A 16807-nucleotide genomic window follows, 5' to 3' on the forward strand; every position below is an offset into this window, starting at 1 on the left:
TTTAAATATCTCATTTAATCCGACAACTTGTGCATGTCGCAAAGCCCCGGACCGGCGCTTTTGGATGCATGCCTTTGCAACAAAAATTTACAAAGCGAACAATCATTCGCCTTGCGGCTACCGCAATCTGACGTCAAACAGAATACGCATTCGTTTTTTATTTTTACCGAGGGGACGATCCGTCCGTTATGCCGAAGCTCAAGCCAGATACCCAACGTGCGCGGCGCGAGCACATTCTCGATGCCGCGCTTCGATGCTTCGCGCGCGGCGGCTTCCACGCGACGACGATGCAGACGATCTGCCGGGAAGCGCATGTCTCGCCCGGCGCGCTGTATGTCTATTTCGACAGCAAGGAAGCGCTGATCGCGGGCCTGTGCGAACGCGACCGGGCGGAATTTGCCGAACGCTTTGCGGCGCTGGCGACGGCACCGGATTTCCTCGGGGCGCTGCGCGAGATCGGCGAGCACTATTTTTTCGAAGAAGCGGTGGAGAAGCAGCGTTTCGTCGCCGAGATGGGCGTTGAGGCGACACGCAATCCACGCATCGCCGAAATTTTCATGAGCGTCGACAAATTCTGCAAGGACAATTTCGAAGCTCTGTTTCGCCGTCTGATCGACGAAGGCCGCATCGCACCCAGAACAGACATTCAGACGCTAGTGAAAGTGTTCAACGTCTTGGGCGACGGCATGTTTTGGCGCCGCGCGATCGACCCAACGGCCGACATGCGCACCGTGCTGCCGGTCATCATGGATATCATCGGCGATCTGCTCAATCCGAAAAACACGTCCGACGACGCGCGGCCTTCGACAAAGTTTTCTGCCCGTGAGGCCAGACAATGAACCTCAAGAAATTCCTTTTCAGTCTCGTTGCCGCTGGAGCACTGGCCGGCACGGGCTACATCTACCTCGAAAAGAAGCACACGGCGGAAATCCAGGCCGCCCGGCTTGAGGTCGCCAAAACCGTCGCCGCACCTGCCATCACCGTTTCGAAGGTGACGACGGAGAATTTCGTCGAGACCGCCGCCGTATCCGGGTCGCTCGTGCCGCGCGAAGAAATTTTGGTCTCACCCGAGGTCGAGGGCCTTCGCGTTCTCGAACTTCTCGCCGATGAAGGCGACAAGGTGAAAAAGGGACAGGTGCTTGCCCGCCTCGTGGCTGAGCAGCTCGATGCGCAGCTGGCGCAGAATGATGCGAACTTGGCGCGCGCCACGGCTGCCATCGCACAGGCGCAAAGCCAAATCGTACAAGCCGACGCGCAGTCGAAAGAGGCGCAGGCCCAGCTCGAACGCGCCGTGCCGCTGAAGCAATCAGGATATCTATCGGGCTCAACCTACGATCAACGCGAGAGCGCCGCGCGGACGACTGCGGCGCAGCTCATTGCGGCGCGCGACGGCCTGAAAGCCGCCGAGGCCGAGAAAGAGCAGGTCGAGGCGCAGCGGCGCGAGCTTCTCTGGCGGCGGAGCAATACCGACGTCACTTCGCCGGAAGATGGGATCATCAGCAGGCGAACGGCACGCATCGGCGCGATGGCGTCGGCCAACGGCGAACCCATGTTTCGCATCATCGAGAACGGCCAAATCGAGCTCGACGGCGAAATCGTCGAGACCGAATTGAAGAACGTCAAGGTCGGACAGAAGGCCATCGTCACGGTGCCGCAAATCGGTGACTTCGAAGGTCAGGTGCGTCTCGTTTCGCCGGAGGTCGATAAGACGACGCGGCTCGGACGCGTAAAGATTTTCCTTGGCGTCAATCCTGTGTTGAGGATCGGCACGTACGCGCGCGGACGGATCGAAACAGCGTCAAGCCGAGGGCTTGCCGTTCCGGCGTCGGCCGTGACGTTCGATCACGATCTTGCATCGGTGCAGGTCGTGAAAGACGACAAAGTCAAAAAGCACATGGTCACGATCGGCCTCGTCGCCAACGATCTCATCGAGATCAAGGATGGCGTCACCGAGGGCGATCTCGTCGTGACACGCGCCGGAACTTTCCTGCGCGACGGCGATGTCGTGCGCCCGATCCTTCCCGAAGCGCGACTGAGCGAGGCGAAGTGATGCGGATCAACATCTCGGCATGGTCGATCCGCCGTCCGGTTCCCGCGATCGTTCTGTTCGCGGTGCTGATGCTGCTCGGCACACTCAGTTTCAAATCTCTGCCCGTCACGCGGTTTCCGAACATCGACATTCCGATCGTGTCGATCAAAGTCACGCAATCTGGGGCCGCGCCTGCGGAACTCGAAACGCAGGTGACGAAGATCATCGAAGATTCGGTCGCCAATCTCATCGGCGTGAAGCACATTACGTCGACGCTAACGGATGGTCTGTCGTCGACCGTGCTTGAATTCCGGCTCGGCACCGATACCGACCGCTCGTTGAACGACGTCAGAGACGCGGTTGCGAAAGTGCGCGCGGACCTACCGCGCACCATCGACGAGCCGATCGTGGAACGCATCGACGTCGAGGGTCAGGCAATCTTGTCGTTCGCGGCGACGTCGCCGGGCATGACGCTCGAACAGCTCTCGTGGTTCGTTGACGACGTCATCAAGCGCAAGCTGCAGGCGACGAAGGGCGTCGGGCGGGTCGAGCGCTATGGCGGCGTTGATCGGGAGATCCGCATCAACCTCGATCCCGACAAGTTGCTGTCCTACGGCATTACGGCCGCCCAGGTGAACGCTCAGGTCCGCGCGACGAACGTCGATCTCGGCTCAGGACGCGGCGAAGTCGGCAGCCAGGAACAGGCGATCCGCACGCTTGCGGGCGCGCGACAGGTCGAGACGCTCGCGAATGCCAAGATCATTTTAGCGGGCGGGCGCGAAGTGCGGCTCAAGGATCTCGGCCAAGTCATCGACGACGCGAGCGAGCAGCGGTCATTCGCACGGCTCGACAGCAAGCCAGTCGTGTCGTTCTCCGTATTCCGGACGAAAGGTTCGAGCGAGCTTTCCGTTTCCGATGCAGTCAACGAAAGCCTGAAGGAACTCGAAGCCGAATATCCCGATGTTCACCTGACGAAGATCGACGACGCGGTCGCATATACGCGCGGCAACTATGTTGCGGCTATGGAAACGCTGATGGAGGGTGCCGTGCTCGCGGTGCTCGTCGTCATGGTGTTCCTGCGCAATTGGCGCGCGACATTGATCTCGGCGATCGCACTCCCGCTTGCGGCGATCCCGACGTTCTGGGCGATGAGTGCGCTTGGCTTTTCGCTGAACCTCGTCAGCCTGCTTGGCATCACACTCGCGACCGGCATTCTCGTCGACGACGCCATCGTCGAGATCGAGAACATCGTGCGCCACATGCATATGGGAAAATCGCCCTATCGCGCCGCGCTCGAAGCTGCCGACGAGATCGGTCTCGCGGTGATCGCGATCACGCTGACGATCGTCGCGATTTTTGCGCCGGTATCGTTCATGGGCGGCATAGCCGGACAGTATTTCCGGCAATTCGGTTTGACGGTTGCAGTCGCCGTGCTCGTTTCGCTGCTCGTCGCGCGTCTCATAACACCGATGATGGCCGCTTACTTCTTGCGTCCCGTTCCGGAAGAACATCACGCCGACGGATCGCTCATGCGCTTTTACACGCGCTTCCTGTCGATGACTCTGCGCCACCGCTATCTGACACTCGTGACCGGCGTGGCGCTGTTCTCGGCGTCGATCTACGCAACGACGCTGCTGCCGACCGGCTTCCTGCCTGACGAAGATACGTCACGCGTCGTCGTCGCTGTTGAATTACCACCGGGCACGCAGCTCGATGAAACACTGACCAAGACGGATGAGGTCGTCAAATCGCTGGAAAGTATTCCGGAGGTGGCGCAGGTTTTCGTGCTTGGCGGTACGAGCCCCACCGGCCAGCTCGAAGTCCGGCGTGCCGCGCTCTATGTGAAGCTCGTCCCGAAGGAAGACCGCAAGCTTACGCAGAAGCAGCTTAAATCGATTATTGCGGCAAAGATCTCGGACATTCCCGATACGCGCGCATGGTATGTCAACGAGCGCGGCGAGCGCGAATTGTCCTTCTCGATGCTGTCACGTGATGGCGATGACCTGAACGCCGCGATTGGCAAGGTCGAAGGCGCGTTACGCGGCGTTCCGGGCTTCCGTAACGTTGCAGCATCAGGTTCGACCGACCGGCCGGAGATCCGTGTCGTGCCAAGGCTCGACGTTGCTGCGCGGCTCGGCGTGGCGCCGGATCAGATTGCCGAAGCGATCCGCGTCGCGACGATTGGAGATACCGGTTTCAATCTCGCCAAGTTCACAATCGGCGACCGGCAAATTCCAATCCGCGTGCAGCTCGCAGAAAAGACGCGCACCGATCTCAAACAGATCGAGCAGCTTCGGCTGACGAATTCCGGAGGCAAAGCTATTCCGTTGACGGCGGTAGCTTCCGTTTCGCTTGGTCGCGGACCAGCATCGATTGAACGCTACGACCGTTTACGGCGTGCCGTCGTCGGTGTCGATCTCGATCGCGGCATGGCGATGAGCACCGCGCGCGACAAATTCCTGAAGGTCATCGAAGATCAGAATTTGCCGAAATCCGTCACGCTGCAGCCGTCAGGCGACGCCGAGGTACAGGACGAAGTCGCCGATGGTTTCATCACAGCGATGGGCACCGGCATTCTGATCGTCTTCGGATTGCTGGTGCTGCTGTTCGGGAGCGTATTTCAGCCGGTCACAATTCTTCTGTCGCTGCCGCTATCGTTCGGCGGCGTCGCACTTGCGCTGTTGCTGACAAACAATCCGATCAGCATGCCGGTCTACATCGGGCTTTTGATGCTGATGGGAATCGTGACGAAGAACGCGATTATGCTCGTCGATTTCGCCATCGAAGAAATCGCGGCTGGCGTCAACCGCGATCAAGCTGTGCTCGATGCGGGACGCAAGCGCGCGCGCCCAATCATCATGACGACGCTCGCTATGGCGGCGGGAATGCTGCCCAGCGCTTATGCGCTTGGTGACGGCGGCGAATTCCGCGCGCCAATGGCGATTGCGGTGATCGGCGGCCTCCTCGTCTCGACGCTGCTGTCTCTGGTGTTCGTGCCGTCGTTCTTTACCGTGATGGACGACGTCGGGCATTTGATGCAGCGCATTTTCGGCCGCTTTATCGGACCGCGCGACGAGCCAGGCGACGAAGTCGAAACGGCAGGCCATGTTGCAGCCAAACCGGTGCCACTCGCGGCAGAATAAATTCGCCAAGATTGTGCAGAGGTCCGATTGTGCTGCAGGCTCTGCATACCTACGTTGCAGGCCATGGCTGCAACAGAAGGGCCCCCGCTATGTTCGACGCCAAATCCATTCTGGAAAATATTGTTAGAGGTGCATCGCCTTCCGGAGCCGGCTCATCGCCGCAATCGGGTGGCGGTCTCGGAGACATACTGAACGACATATTGAAAAACGCTGGCGGCGGTGCGGGTGGAGCGCCCGCTGGCGGAAACGGCAGCGGCGGCCTCGGAGATATCCTGAGTCAGATCGGGAAAAGCCTGTCGCAAGGACAGTCCACATCGTCTGGCACGGGCGCTACGGCCGCGCCTTCCGGCTCCAATCCCGAACTCGGCGATATTCTTACTCAGCTCAAGGACAAGCTTGGGCAGGCCGGAGGCGCTGTAACCGACGGCGGCAGTATTGGCGATATTCTTGGCAAGGTTTTCACGCAGGCGACGCAGGGCGTGAAAGAAGGCTCGTCGCGCCTTGGCGAGGCGACAGGCGCAAATGATGCGCTCGGCCGCCTTGCGTCTGATCCGCAGGCAGCTGAAATCATCAGCAAGCTGAAAGGCTTCATCCAGAACAATCCCTACACGGCGGGCGCCGCTGCAGGTGGTTTGGGCGGACTGTTGCTCGGCACGCAGACGGGACGATCGCTTGCGGGCAGCGCGGCGCGGCTTGGCGCTTTGGCGATGATCGGCGGCCTCGCCTACAAAGCTTTGCAGAACTATCAGGCCGGACGGCCGCTCGTAACGGGCGCGACATCGACGGAGCCGCCTCCGGCTGGATCAGGCTTCGAGCCTGCCGCCGTCAGCAACGATGCCGCCGTGCATTACATCCAGGCGATGATCGCCGCGGCACATGCCGACGGACGGATCGATGCAAACGAGCACGACAAAATCATCGGCAGCTTGAAACAGGCGGGCCTCGATGGTGAGGCGGAGGCGTTCTTCGCAAGGGAACTTAATAACCCGGCGTCCGTCCAGGACCTTGCGGATGCGGTCAAAAATCCGCAGGAAGCGCTTCAGCTTTACACCGCAGCGCGCATTGCGGTGGCCGATAACTCACCTGCCGAACAAGCATTCTTGTCGTCGCTTGCGGCCGCGCTGCGGCTCGATCCGAAACTTGCGGCGCATATCGATGCGACTGCAGCGGCCGCCGCCTGAGCGATCTTCGGCACGTTTCAGCTCAAAAGAAAGGGCGCCGGCACGAATGCCGACGCCCTTTTCGTTTGATCCCAAGATAACGCGATCAGTTCGTCTTGGTCGTCGAAGGCATGCTGGTCGCGGCTTCGTTGTCGAGCTTGAAGAATGCATCGACGCGCATGCCCGTGAACAGCGGCGGATGACCATCGAGCGCGATCATCACTTCGACGACCTCAACGTCATTTGGGCGACGCGGGCCTCGGGTTGCAATGCGCGGCGCACCGAGCGACTGCGAGATTGACGTGACTGTGCCTTCGAACGTCTTGTCGGGGAAGGCGTCGGCCTTCACGACGACACGCTGGCCGACGTGAACCTTGGCGGCGTCGCGCTCTTCGACTTCGGCGCGCAGGCGCAGGCTCGACATGTCGCCGAAGACAACGAGAGCGCTGTCCGGCGACGGGACGGCCGTCTCGCCGACGCGGGCGAGGATGTTCAAAACCGTGCCGTCGGCGGGTGCGCGAATGCGGGTCCGCTCAAGTGCCAGCTCTGCCGACGTCAGATCGGAGCGCGCCAGCGCAAGGGAGGATTCCAGTCGCTGCTCAAGCGGCATGTTGGGCTCTTTCTCGACCTGAGCGAGCTTATCCTTGGCAGCTGCCAAGGCTTTCTTCTTCTCGGCCAGATCCTGACGCGCCTTGTCGACGGCGTCTTCCGGACCATCGGCGGATTTCCAAGCGCGGTAAACCTTATCGAACGTCTCGTGCGCGTCGAATACAGCCTGCTGAGCTTTAAAGACGGCGTCGTCGGCATTGCGGCGATCAAGCGCCGGCCCTGTTGCCGGCTCGTCGGCGCGCTCACGCTCGCGGACGCTCGCCTCGGCGGCAGCGGCGTAAATCTTGTTGTAGTAGTCCGCGTCATCGAGACGGATCAGAAGATCGCCTGTCTTAACGATGTCGTTGGTCTTGGCGAGGATTTCGACGATCTTGCCGCCGACTTCGCTGGCGATGCGAACCTCGCCGTCTTTCGGCTCGACGCGCGCGGTGGCGGAAGCGGCCCATTGCGGTGCCGGGGCGGTCGTGTCGGCCTGGGCCGAGCCCGCAATATTCGAAAACAGGGATTCGGTTTGTGTCAGGGCGTTGACGCCAAAGCCACCGACAAGCGCAATGGTGGCGGCAACCACAATGGTCGCGACCGCCGGATCAATCTTCTTAAGCATGCAGCTTTCGCCTCTTCGTCAAATCCGTAATTTCGGGGGAATCGATACCCTCCGGCCGGCGTTCCTCACCGACGATTTTACCGTCTTCGATGCGCACGACGCGATCCGCGTATCCGAGCGTTCGTGGATCGTGTGTCACGGCCAGCACGCTACGATTTTGCTCCTTGGCGATGCGCGACAGGAGCGCCATCACGGCGTGGCCGTTTTCGCTATCGAGAGCGGCCGTCGGCTCGTCCGCTAGCACTACGGACGGGGAACTTGCAATGGCACGAGCGACCGCAACGCGCTGCTGTTCGCCACCAGAAAGATTGCGCGGGTAGTTCGTCAGCCGGTGTCCAAGGCCGACTTCGCGCAGAACCTCTTCGGAGCGGCTGGTGGCTTCGAAGCCTTTGATGCCGCGGACGTCGAGGGCAATACGCACATTTTCCAGTGCGTTAAGCGTCGGAAAGAGGTTGTAGGACTGGAAGATGAAGCCGATGTGATCGCGGCGGACCTTGGCCAGCTCTTCGGCCGAGAGACCGTCGATGACCGTGTCGGCAATGCGCAGGCTGCCCGATGTCGGCTTCAGAATACAGCCGAGGATCGAGAGCAGCGTCGTCTTGCCGGAGCCCGATGGTCCCATCAGCAGCGTCAGCTCGCCGGGAACCAGGTCGAGCGAGACGCCCTTGACGGCGACTACCAAACCGGCGCCCGTGCCCAGCTCCTTGACGATATTTTCTGCGCGCAGGACAGGTGTCATGGTCATCTCGAAAACACCGTGGCTGGATCTATCTTCGTGACCTTGACGATGGCCGAAAGCGCCGAGATCGCGCACATGAAGAGTGTCAGTGCGAAGAGCCAGAATGCCAAACCAGGGGTCATGACCAATGGCAACGACGAGTTCCTACTGAGGTAAAGTATCAATAACGCTATCACCATACCTAGGACATACCCCATGACAGCGCTGAGCGCCGCCTGGGCCAGGATGACCTTGTAAATGTAGCCTCTTGAAGACCCTAACGCGCGCAAGGTCGCGAATTCGTGAATGTGGTCTTTCGTGCTCGAATAAAGGGTCTGCGCCACGATCACCGTACCCACGAGACTGCCAAGAATGGCACCGCCGATCAGGGCCAGACCGGCGCCGGTCCGGAACAGCCACTGCTTGAGGCTACGCGATTCAAACTCGTCTTTCGTCAGCACGTCCGCTGAATCGAGACGGTGTGCGAGGTCCTTCTGAACCTCCTGGATGTTTGCACCCGGAACGAGCTTTACAAGCAGGAACGTCGATTTGTCGTCGTCAGCGCCGAGAAGCTGGCGCGCGCGGTTGAGCGTCGTGTACGCGTAGGGCGACTGGGTAAACGACCGGATGCCTTCCGTCAGCGCGCGGATCTTAACGCGGCCGTTGGCGACCTGGGCCGTATCGCCGATGCCGGTGATGCCAAGCTCGCCAAGATAAGTCTGGTCGACAGCGATTGCGTCAGGCGCCTTGATGTCCTCGATCGTGCCTTTGGTCAGCGACCACGGGACAAGACCCTGATCGTCGGCATCGGCACCGATCAGAACGACGCGCGAGGAGCCGCCCTCGGGCTTACGCCATTCGGCAAAGGCGACAACGATCGGAACGACGCTTTCGACGCCGGGCGTCGCGAGAGCCTGATGCCGCTCACGGTCTCCGAGCAGCAGGCCGCCGTCTTCGAAGCTTTTCGCGCCGTATGTCGTGATGATGAGATCAGCGTTCGAGCGCGCAATGTTTGCCGTGATCATGCGGCTCGAACCGAGATACAGGCCAAGTTGCACAGCCACGAGGACAATCGAAAATAAAATGCCAATCAGCGTCACGGCGAGGCGAACGCGGTCATGCAGAAGATTACGAAGCGCGAGCGTAAAAACCATGTGCCTGCGGGATCTCTCAAACGTTTCCAAAAGGGGCTGCCGGCCCAAACTCGGCGCTGGCCTGAAATCGAACGGCGCGCCCATGCACGCCTGGGTCGTATAGCGCTATTGGCTCGTCGCTACTACAGCGAAACGCTTATTCTGTCCGCGTCACGTTTTGCCGGAATTGGCGGCTAAGCATCTTATACGTAAGGCCCAAGACAAAATTACGGAAGCCTTAGTGAGGGTTTAACAAATAGGTTCCAATGTTTTGCCTCTTTCGCGGCATAGGAGTATGAAAGTTGAACTTTCATCTGCGGTTTATTGTCATGCGTTGCTTCAACATTGCGAATTGTTCAGGCGCTGCAATCGCTGCCGCGGGATTTTTACTCGGCTTTACGATGCAGGCGTCCACCGCTGCGGCTGATCCGAAGGAAGTCGGCGTCTGGTATGACGACACCGGCAAAGGCGCGGTCAAGATCGAGATCTGCACGCCGACGACGCTCTGCGGGAAAATCTATTGGCTCAAAGAGCCGATGGCTGATGACGGTCAGCCGAAGATAGATCGGTATAATCCCGAGCCCTCGAAGCGTACCCGACCGATCTGCGGCTTGCCCGTCTTGGGCGATCTGGAGAAAATTTCGGATGGCGGCTTCGACAACGGCTGGGTCTATGACCCCAAGCAAGGCAAATCCTTCAGTGTAGCGCTCGATTTGCTCGGCCCAGACACGCTGAAGGTGACGGGCTACAAAGGCATGCGCTTCCTGGGCAAGTCCTTCATCTGGACGCGTGCGCCTTCCGACCTGCCGTCATGCGATTCGCAAGCGGCACTTCCGCCGGTACCGGTGCCTGTTCCTGCAGTTCGCAAGAAGCAGGCTTCGAACGCGAAGAAGAGCAAGACGGCGTCTGGCGCCTCCAAGCTCGGAGCCGCCGACATCGCCAAATCATCGCATCATAAAAAGAAGAAAGTTGCGAAGGCGGCCGTTACCGCTGAGCCTCCGCCTGTCGCTTCGAATCCGTGATCAAAGCGGACGCTTGATTACCGGAATGGTCAGTGGCCGGCTTGCCGGGGGCGACTTCAACTGACCTCTCCCGACCACAAGTTGTGGCCGGAACGGCTGATAGCATTGCGATTGTTGTTACAGGAAACGCCTGGAAGAGCGGCTACTCAGCCGCTCCCAGTTGCTTTGAATTCGTCGACGAGACGGCTTTCTGCACGGCGACCTTGTCGGCCTGACGCGCAAGCAGTCGATCAACAAATTCCGTCGACCGATCAACAACATACCCGCGCTGACGATCGAGCGTCACGAGGTGATAGCTGTCGTCGAGGACCGAGACTTCGACCAAGCCGCCGAGCCGCCGCTGAAGCGCCATCGTATTCTTGATGTCGCTCTGATCGTCGTGACGGGGATGGAAAATCAGCGTGTGCAGCTTCACGAGCGGCAGCATCGGCCGAACGTTGCGCACGAGTGAAAGGAATTCGTAGACCGTGCCGCCACCGCGCTCGGTGATATCGGCCGGCATGTTGTCGGAGCCACGCAGCGACTCAAGCGCGAAGTTACGAACGCGCTCGTCCTTGATGCCGTACGGTGCCGGCGTGCGGAACTTGAAGAGTCGCGCCGTCCACTTGTCGGTGACGAGGTGGAACAGCTTGATGGTTTTCGGAATCGCCCAGCCGTTGACGGAGAGCGTCGGGGCGAACAGCATCAGGCCGCAAGCTTGATCCTGCCGGTATGCGGCAAGCCGCAGAGCAAGGATCGAACCAGCCGATGCACCGCCGATTATGATGTTGTCGCAAACAGTCCGCATGTGATCGAAAGCGGCTGCGACCGACTTATACCAGTCCTGCCACGTCGAGAGGCCGGAGACGTCGGTTCCGAAGGTCAGACCTGGAACAACGGGACAGTAAACTGTCATTCCCTTGCGCGACATCGCATGGGCCACTGCTTTCATCTCTAACGGCGAGCCGCCGAGAGAATGAATCAGCAGGATGCCCGAACGGCCGCCGGGGATGTACAGACTTCCACGAGGGGCCTGAAATTTTTCTTTGTTTTTCATTACCTACGTTGAACTCGTTATTTCCCTGTCGGTGGCTCTTACGACGCGGTGGCTTTAGATGCCAACGCAACTTTGTCGCGTCGCCGCAGATTTGAGCTTTCTTGCAGATACCCGTACTTCAGACGTGATTTGTGAAGCTATTACGAAGTAACTGAAAACGCCATAGCTTTTGACATCCGCTTACTTCCGTTTGGTTAAACAGGACTTCATGCCGCGGCCTTACTTCCCCTCACCCGTTGCTGCATTGCGGCATACTACGTGGTGAGCGCCGCTGCTGTTACCAGGGGTACCGCGTTAATCGCTCCCCGATGAACAGAACATTACCAGACTGTGCGGATCCCACCCCAAATCCCGGTACGACAACGAATAAACCTGGATTTAAGTTCAGTCGTCACTGGTCACCCGCATTGGGTCAATTATACTTAAGAGTGCGTTACCGGCCCCGCCCTGCGGATGCCTACCGGTGGATGACAAGGCTGGGACTGAGCTGCAGTGATCTTTTCGTTACGCCCGCCCGTTTCGCTGCTGACCGCTGCAGCCCTGGCGCTCGGCCAGCTCTCGTCCCTGGCCGCCATTGCCGACCCGATCAGCCGCGCCGACTACGAGGCCTGCCAAGCCAAGGACGATGCCTCGCTGAGGGCCGCCGTGGTCAGGATCGTAACGGACGCGATCACGAACGGCACCAAGTCGATCGACTATAAAGTGCTCGTCGCCGACCAGTGGCGGCAGCGGAATCTCGACCAGATCATCGACAACCGCGTCGACATTGCCGTCGCCGAGGTGACGAGCGAGACGAGTTGGTCTGAACGGCTGCAGTCGCTGGCTTATAGCGAGAAGTCGCAGAAGCTCGCGACCATGGTGGCGGAACGCGTTTATCGCTCAGATGCCGTCAAGACCGGCATCGAGGACCTGGCTGCCGGTGTCGCCAAAGAGGTCGGCAAGACCATCGAGTTCGCAAGCTCGGACGCGACCGGCCCCCTGCTCGATTGCCTCAAGGCTTACGTCGGTCCGCGATACGGCGGAGCGGTCGCCAGCGCGCTGGCGGGAGATGCGAGCAAGGGCGTCATCGTCGATCCGAGTAAAGGCTCCGGCGACGTCTCGACGGGAGCGATGCTGAAGGAATCGGGCGCCGGACTGGCCGGCGCGACGATCCTGATCGTTCGCCGTCAGCTTGCAAACCTTGCCGAACGGATCGGCCAGCGTCTGGTTGGCAGCGTCCTGTCGCGGCTCGTGTCGGTGGTCGCGGGGGGCGTCGGGCTTGTCCTGATCGCGAAGGATCTTTGGGATTTCCGCAACGGCGTTCTGCCGATCATTGCCGAGGAGATGAAGGCGCCGGCGACGAAGGATAAGGTGCGCGACGAACTGGCGAACGCGCTTCAGTCGCAAATGAACGATAACGTCAGCGAGATTGCGCAGGCGGCCGCCGATCAGGTCATTCAGGTTTGGCAGTCGTTTCGACGCGCGCACGCCCTTGTACTGCAGCTCGCCGACCAGAATGGTGCGTTCAAGACTTTTCTCGATGGCGTGAAGCCCGAGGCATTGCCGAGGCTCGATGAAGTGGTCTCGATCCTGGTCACGTCGGAAGGCGAACCGTCTATCTTGAAGCGGCTACAGGACGGCACGCTCAATTCGGCCGTTCATCTGATGCCCGACAAAGGCATGGAGATCGCCCGTGATCTCAAATCCATTCAGGCCGGGCTCGATTGGACGGCGCTGGCGGGCGACAAGCTCGGCAACGTCGCCGATTATGAGTTGCATAAGCGGATCAATCCCAAGAACCTTACCCGCGCGTCGCTCGATAGAATCCTGGCGCTCAACGATCGGTCTGCAATCCTTAAGATCGCGAGCGTGCCGCCAGACGCCCGCGATATGCTGTTCACACTCAATTCGTCCGCCCTCGACAGTCTACTGCGCTCATTGTCGGAGGATGAGCTGAAGGCGCTGGCGGGCTATCTTTCCGGGTTGAAACCTGCGCCTCGTGAAAAAGTCTTGCAGGTGGTCGCTGCCGAGCCTGCGAAAATGCAGATCCTGGCTGCGCGCGCCGTCCGCGAGCGGATCATTTCCAGCAGCGACCAACTGGCGGCGGTCAACATGATGCTGGCGCCCGATAAGGGCTTATCGAGCAAAGAGCTTTTCGACGACAGCCAGCTGGTCTGGGAAGGCCGTGTGGCCCCTCTTCTGCTCTGGGACAAACATCCGCGGGCCGTCGCCCTCGCCGGGTTCCTGGCGCTCATCGTCATGTTCTGGCTTGCCCGGCTGTTCCGGCCGAGGCGGTTTTCCCGGCCACAGGCCGACCGCCCTTCGGCTTGAACGGCCGAACCTTTCCACATCAATCGATGCGGTCTCATCTCTGGTGTGATCTGCGCCTGCTATAAGGATTCGCGATTTGGACCCGCGAACAAAAGGGGGCGGACATGCGCGTTCGATTGAGAAGCGAGGAGGGAACTCACGATATGGGATTGAAGGCGCCAAGCATCATAACTTTTATGCTGTCCGTGATTTTGACCGTGGTTGTTCTGATGTCGAAATTTTTCGGTGCAGAGATCCCGATGCTGACCGGAAACGAGTCCTGGGCGATGCTCGTGGCTTACACCATCCTCATGCTTGGCTGCATGGTACGGGGCATGTAGAGGCGCTGAGCTATGCGTCTTGCGTCTAGTCCGAGCTGTATCAATTTATGCCGTTTGTGAGGCCTCCGTTTGCGCGTGCGCAAGGTGTCGCGCGGCATCCGGTGGACTGGAGAGACGACATCTCGGCGCGTATCGATCAGGACATGCCCAAGGAAATTTCTCAGGTCTTTGCACGTCGCGCGCGGCTTTCATCTAAAGCCATCGTTGCTGCGATTGCTTTGACGTTAGCGGCTCTGGCCGCCATGTCGATCGCCGCCCGGCAGGACACCAAGACCTCGGTCATCAACTTTAAGCCCGGCAGTCAAGTATCTGTCGAAACCGGATCAGTCTTAATTCCGGTTGTCGACCGATAACGGCGGCACAAGCGGTCCGGCACGTACCAGACCGCGCACCGAATTTCCTAGATAGATCGTCTTTGCGGCGTTGGCGTCTTCGATCGTAAGACGCGCCTCGACAGCCCGACCTTCATCCAACAGTGCCGCCCGCAGCGTGCCGGGCAACAGACCGGCTGCGAGGCGTGGCGTCAGGAGACGTCCGTCGCGCTCGATAAAGATCGAGGTGCGGCTACCTTCGGCCAACTCACCATTTTCGTTAAGATAGATCACTTCATCGGCACCAAGGGTGTCGTGATAGTGCTTCCATTCGCGGTCGTAGAGTTCGCGCCGCGTGGTCTTGTGATAAAGGAAAAGATCGGCGCTGTTGATCCGCGTATCGGAAATGACGTAGCGCATGACCGCGTCGGCCGCCGTCTCTGGTTGCGGCGTCGCGGTTGCGGAAACGGCACCGTCTTCATCCAACAACAAGCGAACGCGCAGTCGCTGATCAGGCGCCGTTGCAATGGCGGCGTCGATCGCATCCCGCACCTTCTCGGCATCGTAAGAAAACCCGAAATAAGCGGCGGAGGCGGCAAGGCGCGCGAGATGATAGCCCTTCAGCCAGAGGCCGTCTCCCGGCACGTACAGCATCGTTTCGATCAGCTCGAAGCGGCGCACGGGATCGGTCAGGAATTTCATTTTGAGCAGACACTCGGCGTATTCCTTCGGGCCATCGGAATCAGCGACGACGCCCGAACCGATGCCCATTTCGCCGAAGCCCTTACGGTCGATGATGGCCGTGCGGATCGCAACGTTGAACTGCGCCGACCCATCCGGTGAAAACCGGCCGATAGCGCCGCAGTAGACGCCGCGCGGCTCAGTCTCCAGCTCCCGGATCAGTTCCATTGCACGGATCTTTGGCGCGCCCGTGATTGAACCCGGCGGGAAGATCGCTTTCAGAATATCGACGATACCGATGCCGTCTTTCAGACGGGCTTCGACGCCCGACGTCATCTGATGGAGCGTCTTGAAGGTTTCAACGGTGAAGAGATCGGTGACACCGACAGAGCCGAGATCGGCGATGCGGCCGAGGTCGTTGCGCATCAGATCGACGATCATCAGGTTTTCGGCACGGTTCTTCACGTCTTTCGAGAGGGCACTGCGCACTTCGGCTTCGCCTTCGGGCGTACCGGCCCGCGGGGCGGTCCCCTTCATCGGACGCGTCTCGATGATGCGGTCATGCTGCTTGATGAACAGCTCGGGCGAAGACGACAGGATCGTCACATCGCCGGTATCGACGATGCCTGCGTAGGCGACCCGCTGCTTTAAGCGGAGATCGCGATAGAGCGCGAGCGGCGAACCCTGAAGGTTGAACTTCGCCTTGAACGTCAGATTGAGCTGATAGATGTCACCGCTTCTGATGTTCTTTTGAACCTCATTGAAGCGCTTCAGGTAGGAACTGCTATCCCAGCTGTGCGCCAACTCACCGAGCGTCGGATTGCCGATCGCTTCCTCGGTCAGCCACCGCTGGACCTCGCCGCCCGTCAGCTGACGCGGGGCCTCATACAGCCCGAACCACAACAGCGGCACCTTGCGTTGTGTCGGCAAGAGGTGGGTCAGTTTCGGCTCAAGCAGATAGCCAAGCTCGTAGGAGAAGAAGCCGGCAGCATGCAGTCCGCGGCCGATGCCTGCCTGCAATGCCGCGAGCGCAGGGGCGACGTCGTCCGCTGTGTCGGCTCTGATGATTTCGGTGGGGCGCTCGAACAGCTCTGAGATCGCGTCCAGGCTGGTGCTGTTGTCGAGCAGCACAAAGCCCTCGGCCAACGCCGGTGACCGTATCGGCGCGTCTAAGGTCGTCTTGAGCGGCGCTGGACTAACGGTATCAGGGGACGTTCGAGAATTTGACTGCATGCGCCCGCTTCTAGCGCGGCGGCCAGGCGATTGCCACTGCGCGTTCGCACTCAGCAGGTCTGCGCGACTGCTGCACGCCGTCGCGCCGGAATGGCGTGGCCGGCGGTCTCAGCCGCCCCGCCTAGCGGCTCATGCGTGGGATGGGGCGTCTTGGCCGGCCCAGCGCTTTCGATGCTGCATATCCATGGGCCGCTAGACCGATGCCCCAGCCGAGCAACGGCCAGAAGAACCAGATGTGCGCGGGGTTCATGAGATTGACGGCAATCAGGATCGCGTTGACGATGACGTAGGCGATCAAGTGAAACTTGAAGCCTTGGTCCTGAAGAGGGTTATGCATCGTGATCTCCATTCCATCTTGCGATTGCTCAGCATGATGGCATTCGGGGGGGCAGCACATATATAATGGCGAAGCTGGCAAATGCGTATGGTTTATAGTGGCCCCACAGGTGCCATCAGTCCCGGCGCGAAATTGAACTCTCCGGCAGGGACCGGCGTTGA

At 60.0% G+C, this 16807-nt stretch carries 14 protein-coding genes; 8 read left to right on the forward strand and 6 right to left on the reverse strand.

Annotated elements, in window-relative coordinates:
• Positions 1–188 precede the first annotated feature (188 nt).
• From HYP802_RS0121430 to HYP802_RS0121445, 4 genes are all read left to right on the forward strand, one after another.
• Complete coding sequence (locus HYP802_RS0121430; RefSeq protein WP_013949790.1) at positions 189–839, forward strand: TetR/AcrR family transcriptional regulator; 651 nt, start codon at positions 189–191, stop codon at positions 837–839.
• Entirely contained in the window at positions 836–2050 is a 1215-nt protein-coding gene (locus HYP802_RS0121435; RefSeq protein ID WP_013949791.1) for an efflux RND transporter periplasmic adaptor subunit, read from the forward strand. The genes HYP802_RS0121430 and HYP802_RS0121435 overlap by 4 nt, the downstream gene beginning before the upstream one ends.
• Positions 2050–5172, forward strand: coding sequence for an efflux RND transporter permease subunit (locus HYP802_RS0121440; RefSeq protein WP_013949792.1), 3123 nt, complete (start codon positions 2050–2052; stop codon positions 5170–5172). The genes HYP802_RS0121435 and HYP802_RS0121440 overlap by 1 nt, the downstream gene beginning before the upstream one ends.
• Positions 5173–5261: 89 nt before the next feature.
• Positions 5262–6353 (forward strand): tellurite resistance TerB family protein, encoded by a 1092-nt coding sequence (locus tag HYP802_RS0121445; RefSeq protein WP_050976825.1) that lies wholly within the window; start codon positions 5262–5264, stop codon positions 6351–6353.
• An 85-nt stretch (positions 6354–6438) separates the two neighbouring features.
• Here HYP802_RS0121445 and HYP802_RS0121450 read toward each other — a convergent pair whose 3' ends face one another.
• From HYP802_RS0121450 to HYP802_RS0121460, 3 genes are read right to left on the reverse strand one after another with little or no spacing between them, the layout of a single operon-like run.
• Complete coding sequence (locus HYP802_RS0121450) at positions 6439–7545, reverse strand: efflux RND transporter periplasmic adaptor subunit (protein WP_013949794.1); 1107 nt, start codon at positions 7543–7545, stop codon at positions 6439–6441.
• Entirely contained in the window at positions 7538–8290 is a 753-nt protein-coding gene (locus HYP802_RS0121455) for an ABC transporter ATP-binding protein (RefSeq protein WP_013949795.1), read from the reverse strand. The genes HYP802_RS0121450 and HYP802_RS0121455 overlap by 8 nt, the downstream gene beginning before the upstream one ends.
• A complete protein-coding gene (locus HYP802_RS0121460) occupies positions 8287–9417 on the reverse strand; it encodes an ABC transporter permease (protein ID WP_024276509.1) in 1131 nt (376 codons plus the stop codon). Before HYP802_RS0121460 ends, HYP802_RS0121455 begins: the two co-directional genes overlap by 4 nt.
• Positions 9418–9698: 281 nt before the next feature.
• Here HYP802_RS0121460 and HYP802_RS23080 point away from each other — a divergent pair, with 281 nt between their 5' ends.
• Positions 9699–10418 (forward strand): DUF2147 domain-containing protein, encoded by a 720-nt coding sequence (locus HYP802_RS23080; protein WP_013949798.1) that lies wholly within the window; start codon positions 9699–9701, stop codon positions 10416–10418.
• A gap of 142 nt (positions 10419–10560) precedes the next feature.
• Here the strand turns inward: HYP802_RS23080 and HYP802_RS0121470 are convergent, their stop codons facing one another.
• Positions 10561–11454: an alpha/beta fold hydrolase gene (locus HYP802_RS0121470; protein ID WP_013949799.1), complete on the reverse strand. Its 894-nt coding sequence runs from the start codon at positions 11452–11454 to the stop codon at positions 10561–10563.
• A 492-nt stretch (positions 11455–11946) separates the two neighbouring features.
• Here HYP802_RS0121470 and HYP802_RS0121475 point away from each other — a divergent pair, with 492 nt between their 5' ends.
• The 3 genes from HYP802_RS0121475 to HYP802_RS0121485 all read left to right on the forward strand — a co-directional run bounded on the left by HYP802_RS0121475 (position 11947) and on the right by HYP802_RS0121485 (position 14437).
• Positions 11947–13764, forward strand: coding sequence for a hypothetical protein (locus tag HYP802_RS0121475; RefSeq protein ID WP_013949800.1), 1818 nt, complete (start codon positions 11947–11949; stop codon positions 13762–13764).
• Positions 13765–13868: 104 nt separating this feature from the next.
• The gene (locus HYP802_RS0121480; RefSeq protein WP_013949801.1) at positions 13869–14084 is read left to right on the forward strand and encodes a hypothetical protein; all 216 of its coding nucleotides are present in this window, start codon (positions 13869–13871) and stop codon (positions 14082–14084) included.
• Positions 14085–14131: 47 nt separating this feature from the next.
• Positions 14132–14437: a hypothetical protein gene (locus HYP802_RS0121485; RefSeq protein WP_013949802.1), complete on the forward strand. Its 306-nt coding sequence runs from the start codon at positions 14132–14134 to the stop codon at positions 14435–14437.
• Here the strand turns inward: HYP802_RS0121485 and pabB are convergent.
• The gene (pabB, locus tag HYP802_RS0121490) at positions 14414–16309 is read right to left on the reverse strand and encodes an aminodeoxychorismate synthase component I (RefSeq protein WP_013949803.1); all 1896 of its coding nucleotides are present in this window, start codon (positions 16307–16309) and stop codon (positions 14414–14416) included. The two genes, HYP802_RS0121485 and pabB, sit on opposite strands and share 24 nt — an antisense overlap.
• A gap of 121 nt (positions 16310–16430) precedes the next feature.
• Complete coding sequence (locus HYP802_RS22670) at positions 16431–16646, reverse strand: 2TM domain-containing protein (protein ID WP_013949804.1); 216 nt, start codon at positions 16644–16646, stop codon at positions 16431–16433.
• Positions 16647–16807 lie beyond the last annotated feature (161 nt).

The sequence above is a fragment of the Hyphomicrobium sp. 802 genome (genome assembly GCF_000526135.1).
GTDB lineage: Bacteria > Pseudomonadota > Alphaproteobacteria > Rhizobiales > Hyphomicrobiaceae > Hyphomicrobium_B.